This window comes from Megasphaera elsdenii DSM 20460 (genome assembly GCF_003010495.1).
GTDB classification, from domain to species: Bacteria; Bacillota; Negativicutes; order Veillonellales; family Megasphaeraceae; genus Megasphaera; species Megasphaera elsdenii.
The window spans coordinates 1,660,001-1,675,411 of sequence record NZ_CP027570.1 but is presented as its reverse complement, the minus strand read 5'-3'; the positions used below and the strand labels follow the sequence as shown (position 1 = coordinate 1,675,411).

9 protein-coding genes and 2 rRNA genes (1 of these 11 running past the window's edge) are annotated in these 15,411 nt (G+C 51.3%); 3 read left to right on the top strand and 8 right to left on the bottom strand.

All coding sequences use genetic code 11. The features are described from left to right. Positions 1–26: 26 nt before the first annotated feature. From larA to C6362_RS08035, 6 genes are all read right to left on the bottom strand, one after another. Positions 27–1,310, bottom strand: a complete 1,284-nt coding sequence (gene larA / locus C6362_RS08060) for a nickel-dependent lactate racemase (RefSeq protein WP_014017155.1) — start codon at positions 1,308–1,310, stop codon at positions 27–29. Positions 1,311–1,457: 147 nt separating this feature from the next. Next, the gene (locus tag C6362_RS08055; protein WP_014017156.1) at positions 1,458–2,879 is read right to left on the bottom strand and encodes an FAD-binding oxidoreductase; all 1,422 of its coding nucleotides are present in this window, start codon (positions 2,877–2,879) and stop codon (positions 1,458–1,460) included. A gap of 477 nt (positions 2,880–3,356) precedes the next feature. Further along, on the bottom strand, positions 3,357–4,904 hold the full coding sequence (locus tag C6362_RS08050) for an L-lactate permease (protein ID WP_014017157.1): 1,548 nt from the start codon (positions 4,902–4,904) through the stop codon (positions 3,357–3,359). Between the two features lie 495 nt (positions 4,905–5,399). Continuing rightward, entirely contained in the window at positions 5,400–6,791 is a 1,392-nt protein-coding gene (ltrA, locus tag C6362_RS08045) for a group II intron reverse transcriptase/maturase (protein ID WP_198407942.1), read from the bottom strand. A gap of 477 nt (positions 6,792–7,268) precedes the next feature. After that, a complete protein-coding gene (gene proC, locus C6362_RS08040) occupies positions 7,269–8,069 on the bottom strand; it encodes a pyrroline-5-carboxylate reductase (protein ID WP_014017158.1) in 801 nt (266 codons plus the stop codon). 26 nt (positions 8,070–8,095) lie between these two features. Next, positions 8,096–9,349: a pyridoxal phosphate-dependent aminotransferase gene (locus C6362_RS08035; RefSeq protein ID WP_014017159.1), complete on the bottom strand. Its 1,254-nt coding sequence runs from the start codon at positions 9,347–9,349 to the stop codon at positions 8,096–8,098. Positions 9,350–9,608: 259 nt separating this feature from the next. On the opposite strand from C6362_RS08035, the gene C6362_RS08030 reads away from it, so the two are divergent. The 3 genes from C6362_RS08030 to C6362_RS08020 are packed head-to-tail and all read left to right on the top strand — an operon-like array spanning position 9,609 to position 11,989. After that, positions 9,609–10,574 carry an ABC transporter substrate-binding protein gene (locus C6362_RS08030; protein WP_014017160.1) on the top strand — a complete coding sequence of 322 codons (966 nt, stop codon included), beginning with the start codon at positions 9,609–9,611 and terminating at the stop codon, positions 10,572–10,574. After that, entirely contained in the window at positions 10,564–11,250 is a 687-nt protein-coding gene (locus C6362_RS08025) for an ABC transporter ATP-binding protein (RefSeq protein WP_106699293.1), read from the top strand. The genes C6362_RS08030 and C6362_RS08025 overlap by 11 nt, the downstream gene beginning before the upstream one ends. After that, positions 11,231–11,989, top strand: a complete 759-nt coding sequence (locus C6362_RS08020) for an ABC transporter permease (protein WP_014017162.1) — start codon at positions 11,231–11,233, stop codon at positions 11,987–11,989. The genes C6362_RS08025 and C6362_RS08020 overlap by 20 nt, the downstream gene beginning before the upstream one ends. Positions 11,990–12,651: 662 nt before the next feature. On the opposite strand, the gene rrf is transcribed toward C6362_RS08020, so the two are convergent. Further along, positions 12,652–12,768: ribosomal RNA gene (rrf, locus tag C6362_RS08015) — 5S ribosomal RNA — on the bottom strand. Between the two features lie 192 nt (positions 12,769–12,960). Continuing rightward, a 23S ribosomal RNA gene (locus C6362_RS08010) occupies positions 12,961–15,411 on the bottom strand; it runs 458 nt beyond the window's last position.

Sequence of the window (15,411 nt, the reverse complement as noted above, 5' to 3'; positions counted from 1 at the left end):
CATCAAACATTTCACATCAAACCCAACTATTTCACGATGACCGATACGCCGTCGGGGATGACTGTGATTTTCGGGTCGGTAATGCCCTTTTTCGCCAGGACTTCTTTGGCCATGGCCAGAGCGTCGTCGACGGAAGCAGCGTATTTCATGTGCATGTCTTCGACCATCTGCTGCGGGGCTTCAGTGACCATGATGATGGTGAATTTCAAGAGCATCCGCATGAGGATCTGAGCTTCCCACTGGTCGAAGACGGTTTCATTGCGGCCACGGGCCAGGATTTCGTCCATGGCTTTCTGGATGGATTCGGCATTTTTCAGGTTGTTGTAGAAATCTTCACCGCCGTGACCGTCAGAGCAGGACGAGACGTCGATGATGACGCCGCCTTCTTTGCAGGTCGCTTCAGCAGCAGTCATGCCTTTGACGGACTGGTAAATGTTCTGGTCCAACGGGTAGCCGCCATTGGTCGTGATGACGATGTCTGCCGGTACCGGTTTGACGCCGGCCAGTTTCATTTCAAAATCAGCCCCTGCATAATGGGCTTTTTCACGGTCGCCGGCGAAGGCAGCGATGACTTTCTTGTCGGCGTCGATGACGACGTTGCAGATGAAGGCCAATTTAGCTGCTTTGGCAGCATAGAGCATGTCTTCATGGATGGGGTTGCCCTGCAGAATCCCCGTGCGGGCATGAGGGCTGTTGATAAATTCCGAGCAATGGTTGGCCAGGACTGTGACCTTGCTGGCAATGCCAGGCAGGACGGATTTACGGCCGCCAGACATGCCGGCGAAGAAATGCGGTTCAATGAAGCCTTCGGAAATGAGCAGGTCTGCATTGGCTGCGAGCTTGTTGATGCGGCAGTCGCCACCGGACGGCAGGGTGCCGATGCTGACCATGTCTTCGTCGTTGCGGCTGACATGGATGACGAATTTTTCATGTTCGGCGATTTCCTTACCGTATTTAGCGATCAATTCTTCTTTCGTCGTCGCCCGGTGCATACCCGTTGCGATGAGGATGGTAATGTCGATATCCGGGTTCCCTTTGCGCAGTTCTGCCAGGAGCTGAGGCATGATGACATGGCTCGGTACCGGGCGGGTATGGTCACTGGAAATGATGACGCAATTCTTCTTCCCCTTGGCCAAATCACTCAGTTTCGGGCTGCCAATCGGATTGGCCAGGGCATCGGCGACGAGTTCCGCTTCTGATTTCGGCGCTTTATATTCATGAGCGTGGGAAACGAGGACGCCGGCAACCTGTTCTTCCGGCAGTTCGAGTTTAATTTTTTCTTTGCCAAAGGGTAAATTAAATGTATGCATGATGCACATCCTTTCTTGGTTCACTGCTATTTATATGATTTTTCGAGAATAGCTTGAGGTTATAGAAACATCTCGTTTTAGAATGGTAAAAAGAAGAAAGGGCAAAGCCTTGCGCCTTGCCCTTTTCCTTTAGTATGTAACTGTGAATTATTCTTCGACAGGAACTTCGTCGTTGATGCTGACAACTTTGCCCGGATTCATGATGTTCTTCGGATCCAGTGCTTTCTTGACAGCTTTCATCATCTTGAGTTCAACCGGATCGGTGTATTTTTCAAGAAGGGCTTCACGTTTGTAGCCAATGCCGTGTTCGCCGGAGAGGCGGCCGCCGAGCTGGTAAACGAGAGCGTAGATTTCGCCCTGGATCTTCGGAAGCATTTCTTCCCATTCTTCCTGAGTACGGTCATCTTTCAAGATATCGATATGGACGTTGCCGTCACCGCAGTGGCCAGCGCAGTGCATAGCGACGTTGTATTTTTCGGAGAGGCGGGAAATCTGCTGTACAGCACCCGGGATTTCCGTCATCGGTACAACGATATCTTCCATGGAGAAGACTAAGCTGCGAGCGCGGTCAGCTTCGAGGTAAGCTTTACGGGATTTCCAAATAACAGCCGGGTCAGCGACCAAGGAGTCGATAGCGTTGTTTTCTTCAGCGAGTTCAACGATTTTTTCGCACTGATCCATGAGGACGTCTTCGTTGTCGCCAGCGATCTGGATGATGATGTAGTTACCAACATCAGATTTCGGCAGTTTTTCATCGAGGAAGATTTCGACCTGTTTGATGGAAGCGTTATCCATAAATTCTACGCAGACCGGAGTGATACCGGCGTTCATGACTTTCGGTGTCAAAGCGATAGCGTCGTCGAGGTTGTCGAATACGACCAGGAGGTCCTGCTGGTATTTCGGAAGAGCAACCAATTTGAGGTAAACTTTAGTGATGATACCGAGGGTACCTTCAGAACCGATGAAGAGGTGCATCAGCATGTAGCCCGTAGCGTTCTTACGGAATTTACCGCCGAGGGTTACGACTTCGCCAGTCGGAGTAACGACTTCCATGCCCATGACCTGGTCACGAGTTACACCATATTTAACAGCGCGGTTACCACCAGCGTTGGTTGCAACGTTACCACTGATGAAGCAGGAGTCCCCACTGCAGGGGTCGCCGCCGTAGAAGAGGCCTTCCTTCTGGACTGCTTCCTGGAGGACAGACGTCGTAACGCCAGCTTCGGAAACACAAACCATGTTGTCTTTATCGATTTCGAGGATTTTGTTCATACGTTCAATGGAGATGATGACGCCGCCGAAAGTAGCAACAGCACCAGCTGCCAAGCCCGTACCAGCTGCACGAGGAACCATTACCGTATCGTTTTCATAGCAGAGCTTAACGACTTTGGAAACTTCTTCAGTAGTAGCCGGAAGAACAACGACCTGCGGTTCTTTCATGTAATGGGGGTCCGTTACTTCGTCATGGGAATACGGTTCGAGTTTATCTTTGTCCGTATAAACATACTTTTCGCCGACGATCTGTTTGAACTGTTCAATCAACTCCGGGGAAACTTTACCTTTTGCCATAATACATACCTCCAAATAGTTTAAATTATAAGCCTAACACTTATTTCTGCATCCAGTCATGAGGACCGGATTTAAGACCGAATATAACGGAAGTATAAACTAATATATTTCTTTTACCTTCCGTTTATCTCTTACAGGTATTATTATACTCTACTTCCTCATGCATGTAAATTACATTTGAACATTTTACGCATATCATTTTTCGATTGATTCATCGTATCCTATGACAACTTATCATAAGAACTGCTGATTTTTAAATAATTCAAAATAAAACGTAAAAATTTAAGTAACAGTTATTTCTGCTCCTTTTTGCTCATGCTTTTAGGTAATATCGTATTATTCCTGTAAGGAAATGTTTCGTATCAAGAACATTTCACATCCGATTATATCACATTGTTTATTACAGAAAAAGGTATGCTACATGGTGATGTAGCATACCTTTTTATTCTTCTCTGCTATATAGTGTTTTCTATACGCTTAGTTTACCAAGAAGGGAACGACGCTCGGAGCGATGATGGTAATGATACCTGCAATGATGAGCAGGAACAGGCAGTAACCAACAGTACCGCGCATGATTTCGCCTTCCTTGCCATCAGCAACGGCACCGACAGCGCCGACGCCAAGAGCGATACTCTGCGGCGAAAGCATCTTGCCGATACAACCACCGAGGGAGCTGGCACCAGCGAGCCACGGCTGGCTCATGCCCAGGCTGGATGCAACGGATGTCTGCAACGGCCCGAAGAGGACGTTGGCGTTCGTGCAAGACCCGGTAATGAAAGCACCTAAGCCGCCAACGAACGGAGCAACGATAGGATATGCATTGCCTGTTGCGAATACGAGAGCATCAGCGATTTCCTTGGTCATGCCGGAGTAGGTCATGATCTTAGCGACGACGACGACGGCGATGATGGTCAAGTACGTGAAGCGCAGGCCGACGAAGTTATCTTTGAAGACCTGAGCGATCTTACCAACGGAAGCACCCTGATAGAGGCCGCCGAGGATGGTAGCGATGAAAATCATGACGCCAGGAACAGCGACCCAGGTAAAGGTATAAGGTTTAGCCCCCGGGCCAGCATAGATAGGAACAGTCGTCTTAATCGAAGCCAGCGGACCGTTGATGAACGGGAACAGTTTCGACGTGCCGACGAGGAATACGAAGATGAGGATGAAGATCATAGCTGCTTTGACGCCTTCACCGAAGGAAACAGCTTTCTGGTTTTCCGCATCGATATCGAACTTGTATTCCGGGTTGCTCGTGGATTTGCAAGCGCGGGAATAAAGGACGATGACAGCCATGATGATGATGGACGAAACCATAACCGGCAGTTCAGCACCGATAGTCATGGAAATGAACAGTTCCGGAATAGCCAGGGCCAGGCCGGAGAGCAGAGTTACGATACCGACGCCTTTGATGGCTTTGATACCGCCGCCGATGCAGATGACGATCAGGAACGGAGCGATGAGGTCAGGAATAAAGGATACGATCGAAACTTTCGTAGCCAGGACGCTGGAATCCAAACCGGTGACAGCAGCCATGGTCGTCGTCGGGATACCGATGGACCCGAAGGACGGTGCTACGGCGTTGGAAATCAAGCAGGCAACGATGGTCTTGATCGGCGGATAGCCGAGGGCAACCAGCATAGCAGCCGGGATAGCAACAGCAGTACCAAAACCTGCCATGCCTTCCATGAACGTCCCGAAGCCCCAAGCGATGAGCAGGAATACGACACGTTTATCTTCACTAACCGTGGTCAGCATCTGTTTGATGACTTCCAGGCTGCCTGTGGCTACAGTCAATTTGTAAGCGAACAGGGCCATGATGATGACCAGCAAGATCGGCCAGCATGCCAGGGCTACGCCTTCGAGGGCTGCCGAAATGGCAATGGGAACTGACATATTATAACAGAATACAGCGACAACAAATGCGATAATAGCCGCGATTGGACACGCTTTCCAACCGGCCATCTTCAAGAACCCCAATGCTACAATCAGGAATAGGATTGGGAGCAAGGCCAATATAACCATTACATACCACCCTTTCATAGAAAAAATACGTTTCACGCCTCTAACAGGCACAGGGCTTATTCATGAACGAACCACGAATAACGCCATTTCTCTTTTAGATTGCATCCGGATACATGCTCTATGCTGTTATTATATACCCCAATGTCATATTTGTAAATTACATTTAGACATGAGCGTATACCTATTTTCGATATAATGCACACCAATGTTTACTATTTTGCATATTACTACACTAAAATGTGGAGTTTATAAGCCAAAAATAATCATTTATCAATTTATGAATGACTTTATGTAATTCTATATATCATGTACAAAGCGCATAGCCCTTTTAAGTGGCTAGTGGCTAGCAGTTAGTGGTTAGCAGCGGGATTTTAATTTAAAGCCATCCGCTAACTGCTAACAGCTAGCCGCTGACTGATCGAGTAGGAGGGATTTCTGAGTAGAAATCCCGACCTCTCACACCACCGTGCGTACCGTTCGGTACACGGCGGTTTCCTAGTTTTCGCATACTTGCTTGTAATAGCTCGTCATGGTTATGTAGCCAAGGCGGGCTATTTCTTTATTCGTAAGAACTGAGTTCAGCATTGCCGCTGCTCGCCACGGACCTTTTCGGCAGTTAGCCATTTCCAACACTACCCACTTGGGCGCGCCGTATTGGCTTATCATCCGGTGTTTCGTCCGTACCTTCTTCCATTGTTTCCAGTATATGGTTCGTATTTTGCGTCGAATCCATCTGTCAATTTGAATTAGCAGTTCCTTCATATTCGCTAGTTTAAAGTAATTCACCCATCCCTTTATGAATCGTTTCAATAGAAGGGCTCTCACTTCGTTTCCTTTTCCATTGCTTCGTTTCAATATAAACCGCAAACGGTCTTTCATCTTAGTAATGGATTTCGGATGCACCCGGAGTCGGCATTTTCCATTCTTTCGGTAGAAGCCATATCCCAGATATTTAACATAGCGGATGTGGGCTACGTGCGTCTTATTTCGATTCACCTTGAGAAATAATTTCTTCTCAATATATCGAGTGATGCTTTCCAAGGTCCTTTCGGCACTTCTTCTGCTTTTGCAGAGTATCATGCAGTCATCTGCATAGCGGACAAATTTATGTCCGCGCCGTTCCAGCTCCTTATCCAGCTCATTCAGCATGATGTTACTCAAGAGCGGACTCAATGGCCCTCCTTGGGGAACCCCCTGTTCACTTCGTTCGAACATCCCATGCCGGATAACACCAGCATGGAGATATTGGTGTATCAGCGAGATGACCCGGCCGTCTTTTACGCTCCTTGACAGAACTTCTATCAATTTGCTTTGGCAGACATTGTCGAAAAATTTCTCCAAGTCCATGTCTACGACGTAGACATAGCCCTCATCTGCATAGGCCTGGCATTGTTTCAACGCATCGTGGGCGCCCCGTTTGGGACGGAACCCGAAACTGCTATCTGAAAACTGTGGCTCGTAGATAGGCACAAGAACCTGCGTAATCGCCTGTTGTATCATGCGGTCTACGACCGTAGGGATTCCTAATTTCCGGAATTTCCCTTTTTCCTCTTTGGGTATTTCAACCCGACGGACTGGCTGGGGCTTATATTTCCCATTCCGTATTTGCTGAAGGAGGTCCAGGCGATGTTCCCGCAGGTAGGGTAGAAGTTCATCTACACTCATCCTGTCGACCCCGCCGGTTCCTCGATTAGACTTTACCTTCTTATAGGCACCATTTAAGTTGTCTCGTGATAAAATCTGCTTCAACAGACTGTCCGCTGGCAAGCTTGCAATGATGTCGTTGTGTTCAGCAATCCTCGCATGGGCAGACGCTTCCACATATCCCGGTTGTTCCGCAACCTCTTTTTGTGGACAGCCTTCTTGATGAAGTTTTCTGTCTTTCATTCCATGATTGGTTACTTTCATTAACTAACATCTCCTAGGATTCGGCCCTTTCCTCATGGTCTATAGCCCATAAGGTACTATGGCCTCGGCTGACTCCTCATGATAAATCTTATTTCAACCATGATGTCCAATCTATATGGCACCATCATGTCCATGAGGCCTCCCCGGGTAAGAACGCACTCTTTCTCTCCATGTGTCTGCCACATCTACTATTCATGGTTCCGTGTAGCTATGGGACTTCAACCTGTTAGGCGGCCTTATCCCCATGACTAGCCTTATGTGATTTCTGTTCGTCAGACCAGAGATTTGCCTCGACCTTCCTTCAGATTCCATCTCACGATGGACACCCTTGGTTCTGGCTATAGCCTTCCCGCTACCGGGCGGCTTAGGGACTTTCACCCATTAGAGTGCGCCCATGCCGGGCGCACCTAAAAAAGGCGCTGTCTTCATGGGACAGCGCCTTTTTTTAAGTGTAAACTATAAACTTTTATTCTTTTCTGCCGATGCGATGACAGCGTTCATGGTAGCAGCACGGAAACCGCTTTCTTCCAAGGTCTTTACCGCTTCGATAGTCGTACCGCCTGGCGAGCAGACGTCATCTTTCAGGGCTCCCGGATGGCGTCCCGTTTCCAGGACCATCTTGGCCGCCCCCAAGACGGTCTGGGCCGCAAAGGTATAGGCCATCTGGCGGGGCATCCCTTCGCGGACGGCGCCGTCCGCCAGGGCTTCGATGAACATGTAGACGTAAGCCGGGCCGCTTCCGCTGAGGCCGCAGACGGCATCGATGAGTTTTTCATCGGTCACGACAGCTTTGCCGAAACTGGAAAAGATAGCCACGACATCGGCCGTTTCCGCTTCACTGACGTTGATGTTCGGCGAAACCGAAGCCATGCCTTCACCGACCATGGCCGGCGTATTGGGCATGACCCGGACGATTTTCGTTTCCGGACCGGTATAGAAGGCCAGTTTTTCCAAAGAAACACCGGCAGCGATGGAAATGAGGACGCTCTTCGTCGACAGGGTTTCCCGGACAGTTTCCAGGGCCGATTCCATGATGTTCGGTTTGACAGCCATGATCAGGCCTTGGGACCGGCGCGCCAGTTCCTCCGGTGTATCGACGACGACGGCCCCCGTTTCTTGAGCCAGGGCTTCGGCTTTTTCCCGGTGAATATTATAAAGATAGATATGATCTGCAGCGATGGCCTTGGCAGCGACCAGGCCCTTGACGATGGCCCGGCCCATATTGCCCGTCCCGCAGACACCGATTGTCTGGAACATAGGAAGACTCCCTTTCCGATACGGACTTACTGTTTAGCGCCGACGGCATCCAGCGTCGATTTGATCTTGGCAGCCAGGCCGTGGATCTTCTTCTTGGAAACCGAGCAGACAGCCAGGCGGATGCCTTTACCCAAGGGAACGAGGAAGATATTTTCTTTTTCCAGTTCGTCGCAGACTTTCTGGGACCCTTCCATGGGGATGGTGATGAAGAAGCCCGAAATGTACCGCAAATATTTCAGCCCACATTCGTCGGCTTCTTTCATGAACAAATCAGCCCGTTCCTGGATGAGGTGGAAATATTTAGCCCGTTCGGCATCGAGTTCAGCCACTTTGGCCGGGTCCTTGCAGATGTTGGCCATGACCTTCATGGCAGCGCTGTTGGAGTTCGACCAGGTAGCACGGCTGGTATACTGGTTGATGGCGACAAATTCATCGGCAATATCCTTGTTCGGCGTGACGCAAATCATGGCGCCCATACGCTGGCCGTACATGGTGAAGCCTTTACTGCAGGTGTAGGCGACGACGATGAGGACGTTGTCCGGCATGTTGCCGAATTTTTTGAAGAATTTGCGACATTCGTGTTTTTCACCGCTGTAATCGAGGTAAGCGACGTCGGAAACGAAGATGATGTTCTTGTCTTTGCCTTTGACGACATCTTTCAAGAAGGCCAGGACTTCGTCCCATTCCGAATCAGAGAGGCCGTAACCGGTCGGGTTGTTGGCCGGCGAATTCATGATGATAACGGTGTTGTACTGTTTGGCAACCATATCGCTGACGTTGGCTTTGAAGCTTTCCATATTGAAATGGCCATCCGGCGTGAGCAGTTCAAATTCGCGGAGTTTGCGGCCATTGTCGTTGCACATGGAACCGTAAGCTCCCCAATGCCAGTCACTGGTCAGGACTTCATCGCCCCATTCGGAATAGTTGTGGATGACGTGATGAAGAACACCGGAGCCACCAGACGTAGCACAGGCACGGATATAGCCTTCCGGACGGGATTCACCGAAGCACTGGTCGATAGCCGCTTCCAGATAATCAGGATAGCCCTGGATCGGCGCATAAGCGACGATTTCTTTCGGCGTCAAGGCTTTATAGGCTTTCTGGACGACGTCGAGCATGATGAGATTCCCATCTTCATCGAGCATGGAACCGACAGTCCCATTAATAACTTTATCTGCCCCCAATTTTTCGCTCAAAGCCACGGCACGGTTGTTAGCACCAAAAATCTTATCTTCAGCACTCTTCCCTTTTGCCTGCGGTGCGGCAACACTTTTTACCATATGAATCAACTCCCCTTTCTTATGTACATATACATTTATACCACATTCAAAATCGAAAGACAATAAACAGTCTGCATATATCTGTCATGTATTCAAAATACAAAAGGAATAACCGCCCTTGGACAATCAAAGTTAAGCCCATTTGCCATCTCAGCATAAAACGGTTGAAATTATATCATGGCTCCCCTATAATAGGGAGTATATAACATATTTCGTGTTACTTTTATACATTTTGATTTTATGAAAAGAGGTCTTTCCCATGAATCGTGTATTACGTTTCGTATTAGCCGCCTTGCTGGCCTGCTCGGCCCTCGTGTTATCAGCCTGCCAGAACAGTCCGTCTGGCTCGAACGACAAGAAGACGTACAAAATCGGCGTCCTGCGCATCGACGACAGCCTGCCCCTCTATACGGCAGAATCAGAAAAACTCTTTGCCAAACACGGCGTCGACGTCCAGGTCATCGAATTTAGCTCGGCTGCAGACCAGCAAAAAGCCATGGAAGCCGGCGAACTCGATGGCATGATGACCGATATGATCGTCACGGGCCTGCTGAAAAAAGCCGGTACCGACGTCCGCGTCGTCGCCATGGCCCTCGGTGCCGTTCCCCAAGAAGGCCGGTTCCTCGTCGTATCGTCGCCGAACAGCAGCCTTACGACGCCGCAGCAGCTGGCCGGAGCCGCCGTGGCTATCTCGGAAAATACCATGATGGACTATTTGATGAACCAGTATGAACAAGAACTGGGGATTCCTGCAGCCGAAGTCCATACCGTCCAGATGCCGAACCTGGCCCTGCGCACAGAAGCCGTCCTGGCCGGCAAAGACATCCAGGCGGCCATCCTGCCGGATCCGCTGGCAGCCTATGCCGTCCAGCAGGGAGCCCATGTCGTCATCGACGATACGAAACTCCAGAAAAATTATTCCCAGTCCGTCGTCGTCCTGACCCAGGACATGATCGAAAAACACCACGACGATGCCGTCCACTTCCTCGATGCCTATAACGAAGCCATTGAAAAACTGGACAACCAGCCCGATGCCTACCGCGACATGGCCATGAAGAAAGCCAATATCCCGGCAGCTGTCGCCGGTTCGTACCGCACGCCGTCTTACACGGCCCATGCCCTGCCGACCGAAGAAGAAGTCAGCCGTATCATGAACTGGATGGTCCAGAAAGGCCTGTTGCCCAAGGCTTACAGCTACGATGAAATGGTCGCCCATGTCCAGTAACGGCAAGGGAAGGGAAGCGCTGCTGCAATTGGACGACGTGGGCCTCGTCTATCAGGGCAGCCACGGCCCCCAGCGCGTCTTGCAGCATATCAGCCTCAGCCTGGACGAAGGCCAGCACCTGACCGTCGTCGGGCCATCGGGCTGCGGGAAATCTTCCCTCTTGCGGCTCATCGCCGGCCTGCAGGCGCCGACGGAAGGACAAATCTGCTTTGCCGGCCAAAAAATGACCGGTCCCCGGCCGGATCTGGCCATCGTCTTCCAGGATTATGGGCTCTTCCCCTGGAAGACTGTCGAAGAAAACATCCGCTTGCCGGGACAGCTCCACCACCATTCCCTGAACAAGGACCAGTTAGAAAAACTCTTGCAATCGCTGGACCTGACGGCCGTCCGCAAACATTACCCAGGAGAACTTTCAGGCGGTCAGAAACAGCGGACCGCCCTGGGCCGGGCTATGGCCATGCAGCCCAAGCTGCTGCTCATGGACGAACCTTTCTCGGCCCTGGATCTGGCTATGCGCCATCAATGCTATGACCTGTTCCGGAAATACATAGGAACCAGCTCCATGGCGACGATCATCGTCACCCACAGTCCGGAAGAAGCAGCCGCCCTGGGCGATAAGACCGTCGTCTTTGCCAAGACAGGAGGTGTCATCGAAGATGTCCGGAAAAACGAGTAATCCCATCGATGTACCCCATCTCCTGCTGGCCTTCTTCCTCATCGGTGCCATATGGCAGACTGCCAGTATGGCTTTGAACAAACCGTTATTGCCGGCACCGTACCGCGTCTGCCAGACCTGGTACACCCTGATGACGACAGGCGTTCTCTGGCCGCACATCGCCTCCAGCCTGTACCGCATGATCTGCGGCCTGGCCCTGGCCCTGGTGACAGCCGTCCCCGTCGGCATGGCTGCCGGTCGCAGCCGCCGCTGGGACGCCTTGTTGTCGCCATTCCTCTATATCTTCTACTCCATTCCCAAAGTCGTCTTCCTTCCGGTCATCATCGTCGTCCTGGGACTCGGTGATTTCCCGAAGATCTTCATCATAGCCATTACCGTCTTTTTCCAAATCGCCATCATGGTCCGCGATGCCGCCAAGGCCATCCCGGAAGAACAGGTCATGACCATGCGTTCCCTGTGCGGGACAAAATGGCAGGATTTCCGCCACCTCATCTGGCCGGCCTGCCTACCGGGTATCCTGACAGCGCTGAGAACATCCCTGGGCATCGCCCTGGCCCTGCTGTTCATTACCGAAACGTTCGCCGCCTTTTCCGGCCTGGGGTATTTCATCATGAACCGCATGGAAGTCCGCAACTACGAAGAAATGTACGCCGCCATTTTGACCCTGGCCGCCATCGGCATCATCACCTACATGGCCCTCGATATGGCCGAACGGAAACTCTGCCCGTGGAAGAAGTAGCAGTTAGGGGGTAGATGTCGCTGTAGGGGACGCCCAAAGGGCGTCCCGCTGTGAATCGTGGGTATGACCCTTCTGGGATATGGGGCTTTTATGCATCATCCGTCATGTATGTCGTGTACATCATATTTCAGGCGGGCCGCCTTACCAGGTCGGCCCCTACGCAGGCCCCAGTTGGGGCGTTTTTTACGAGCTGAGGGTTGCTCGAAGCGATGTTGTCAGTTTGAGTCTGTCGCGGCGGAACGCCGCATCTGAATCCGCGAAAAAGCCGTGGCTCGTGGCTCGTGGTTCGTGGCTCGTAAAAGCTCACCATCATTCCAAATGGGCTGTGGTCAAATATCACAGCGGGCCGCCCTTCGGGACGGCCCCTACGAGCCACGAGCCACGAACTACGAACAACAAAAAAAGCACTAGCCGTCGTCCCACCTCTCCTGCCGAATCTAGGACATCTCTGTCTGGCTGTATACCTTCACATCATCAGGTCACGAGATTCGGCATAAGCGACTCACACGGTTTTGCGCGTCGCAAAGCTCCTTCAAAACCGGTTCCCTGCTTATCCCAGGGAACCCTGGTCGGATAGGAAGCCGCTCATTCCCCACGAGCCACGAATCACGAATCACGAACCACAAAAAAGCACTAGCATAAGCTAGTGCTTTTTTTATAAGAATCAGCGGCTTCCTATCCTCCCAGGGGGCCTCCCCCCAAGTACTTTCGGCGTTTGCGGGCTTAACTGCTGTGTTCGGCATGGGAACAGGTGGATCCCCGCAGCTATCGCCACTGAATTATATTGTTCAGGATGTTCGTATCCTGACAACTGCATAAAAATGTTTTTCTTAACAAACTCTCTGCTCGTCTCCGAATCGTCGTTCTCTCTGTGTATCTGTTTCCAGTTTCACAGTTTCCTGAGATTCGGAGTAAGCGATTCACTCAGTTTTGCGCGTCGTCTCCGACTCCTTCAAAACTGGTTCTCTGCTTAAGTCAAGTCCTCGGTCTATTAGTACCGGTCCGCTCCGTACATCGCTGTACTTCCACTCCCGGCCTATCAACCACATCGTCTTTGTGGGACCTTACTTGTTAAAACAATGAGAAACCTCATCTCTAGGCTGGTTTCACGCTTAGATGCTTTCAGCGTTTATCCGTCCCCGACGTAGCTACCCAGCTGCACGGCTGGCGCCATGACTGGTACACCATTGGTCGGTCCACTCCGGTCCTCTCGTACTAGGAGCAGCCCCTTTCAAGTTTCTTACGCCCGCGATGGATAGGGACCGAACTGTCTCACGACGTTCTGAACCCAGCTCGCGTACCACTTTAATGGGCGAACAGCCCAACCCTTGGGACCTACTTCAGCCCCAGGATGTGATGAGCCGACATCGAGGTGCCAAACCTCCCCGTCGATATGGACTCTTGGGAGAGATAAGCCTGTTATCCCCAGGGTAGCTTTTATCCGTTGAGCGATGGCAATTCCACTCTCTACCACCGGATCACTAAGCCCGACTTTCGTCCCTGCTCGACCTGTCCGTCTCGCAGTCAAGCTCCCTTCTGCCTTTGCACTCTTCGCGCGGTTTCCGTCCGCGCTGAGGGAACCTTTGGGCGCCTCCGTTACTCTTTCGGAGGCGACCGCCCCAGTCAAACTGCCCGCCTGAGACTGTCCGCAAGCTCGTTACGCTTCTCGTTAGAATTCCAATAAAACAAGGTTGGTATCCCACCAATGGCTCCGCAAATACTGGCGTACTTGCATCTAAGCCTCCCAACTATCCTGTACATCTCTTACCGGAATCCAATCTCAGGTTACAGTAAAGCTCCATGGGGTCTTTCTGTCCAGTCGCGGGTAACCTGCATCTTCACAGGTACTTCAATTTCACCGGGTCCCTCGTTGAGACAGTGCCCAAATCGTTACACCTTTCGTGCGGGTCGGAACTTACCCGACAAGGAATTTCGCTACCTTAGGACCGTTATAGTTACGGCCGCCGTTTACTGGGGCTTCAATTCACTGCTTCGCTTGCGCTAACACTTCCTCTTAACCTTCCAGCACCGGGCAGGTGTCAGCATCTATACATCAGCTTTCGCTTTAGCAGACGCCTGTGTTTGTGGTAAACAGTCGCTTGGGCCTCTCTTCTGCCACCCATCTCCGCTCCGTGCGTTTCTGCACTTCACGTACGCTGGGTTATCCTTTTCCCGAAGTTACGGATATATTTTGCCGAGTTCCTTAACGAGGGTTTTCCCGCGCACCTTAGAATTCTCATCCTGCCTACCTGTGTCGGTTTCGGTACGGGTGCCTGAGTCCTCACTAGAAGCTTTTCTCGACAGTTTAGTGCCAGCCCCTTCGCTTCTGTCTCCAGAAGCTCCCCATCGCATCTCGGCCTCATGGGAAACGGATTTGCCTGTCTCCCAACCTACCTGCTTGGACGTGCTCTTCCAATCGCACGCGCGCCTTCCTTCCTGTGTCACTCCTTCGCTCAAACGGCCTCAGCCAGTACAGGAATTTCAACCTGTTGTCCATCTCCTACGCGTCTCCGCCTCGGATTAGGTCCCGACTTACCCTGGGACGACGATCGTTGCCCAGGAACCCTTAGGCTTTCGGTGGAAGGGATTCTCACCCTTCTTTTCGCTACTCATACCGGCATTCTCTCTTCCTGCCTGTCCACCTGTCCTTCCGGTCAGGCTTCTCCCATGCAGGAACGCTCCCCTACCCAATTGACTAACGTCAATTGCCAAAGCTTCGGTTCCGTACTTTAGCCCCGGACATCTTCGGCGCAGAGTCTCTCGACCAGTGAGCTATTACGCACTCTTTTAATGGTGGCTGCTTCTGAGCCAACATCCTGGTTGTTTTCGAAATTCCACATCCTTCGCCACTTAGTACGGCATTGGGGACCTTAGCTGTTGGTCTGGGCTGTTTCCCTCTTGACTATGGGCCTTATTACTCACAGTCTGACTCCCATGGATAAGTACAGCCATTCGCAGTTTGATTAGGTTCAGTAGCCGGATAGGCCCTACCCCGTTCAGTGCTCTACCGCCTGTACTCTCGCCATGAGGCTAGCCCTAAAGCTATTTCGGGGAGAACCAGCTATCTCCACGTTCGATTGGCATTTCACCCCTACCCACATCTCATCCAAAAGCTTTTCAACGCTCACTGGTTCGGTCCTCCACACATTTTTACCTGTGCTTCAACCTGGACATGGGTAGATCACTGTGGTTTCGGGTCTACTCCAACTAACTATACGCCCTGTTCAGACTCGCTTTCGCTTCGGCTCCACGTTTTCCGCTTAACCTCGCTAGCTGAAGTACTCGCCGGTTCATTCTTCAATAGGCACGCCGTCGCACCTATAAAGTGCTTCGACTGCTTGTAGACATACGGTTTCAGGTTCTCTTTCATTCCCCTCCCGGGGTTCTTTTCACCTTTCCCTCACGGTACTATGCGCTATCGG

What these genes read in the sequence shown, in the direction of transcription:
- larA (WP_014017155.1), bottom strand. Translation starts at nt 1,310, where the DNA reads ATGCATACATTTAATTTACCCTTTGGCAAAGAAAAAATTAAACTCGAA.
- C6362_RS08055 (WP_014017156.1), bottom strand. Translation starts at nt 2,879, where the DNA reads ATGGCAAAAGGTAAAGTTTCCCCGGAGTTGATTGAACAGTTCAAACAG.
- C6362_RS08050 (WP_014017157.1), bottom strand. Translation starts at nt 4,904, where the DNA reads ATGGTTATATTGGCCTTGCTCCCAATCCTATTCCTGATTGTAGCATTG.
- ltrA (WP_198407942.1), bottom strand. Translation starts at nt 6,791, where the DNA reads ATGAAAGACAGAAAACTTCATCAAGAAGGCTGTCCACAAAAAGAGGTT.
- proC (WP_014017158.1), bottom strand. Translation starts at nt 8,069, where the DNA reads ATGTTCCAGACAATCGGTGTCTGCGGGACGGGCAATATGGGCCGGGCC.
- C6362_RS08035 (WP_014017159.1), bottom strand. Translation starts at nt 9,349, where the DNA reads ATGGTAAAAAGTGTTGCCGCACCGCAGGCAAAAGGGAAGAGTGCTGAA.
- C6362_RS08030 (WP_014017160.1), top strand. Translation starts at nt 9,609, where the DNA reads ATGAATCGTGTATTACGTTTCGTATTAGCCGCCTTGCTGGCCTGCTCG.
- C6362_RS08025 (WP_106699293.1), top strand. Translation starts at nt 10,564, where the DNA reads ATGTCCAGTAACGGCAAGGGAAGGGAAGCGCTGCTGCAATTGGACGAC.
- C6362_RS08020 (WP_014017162.1), top strand. Translation starts at nt 11,231, where the DNA reads ATGTCCGGAAAAACGAGTAATCCCATCGATGTACCCCATCTCCTGCTG.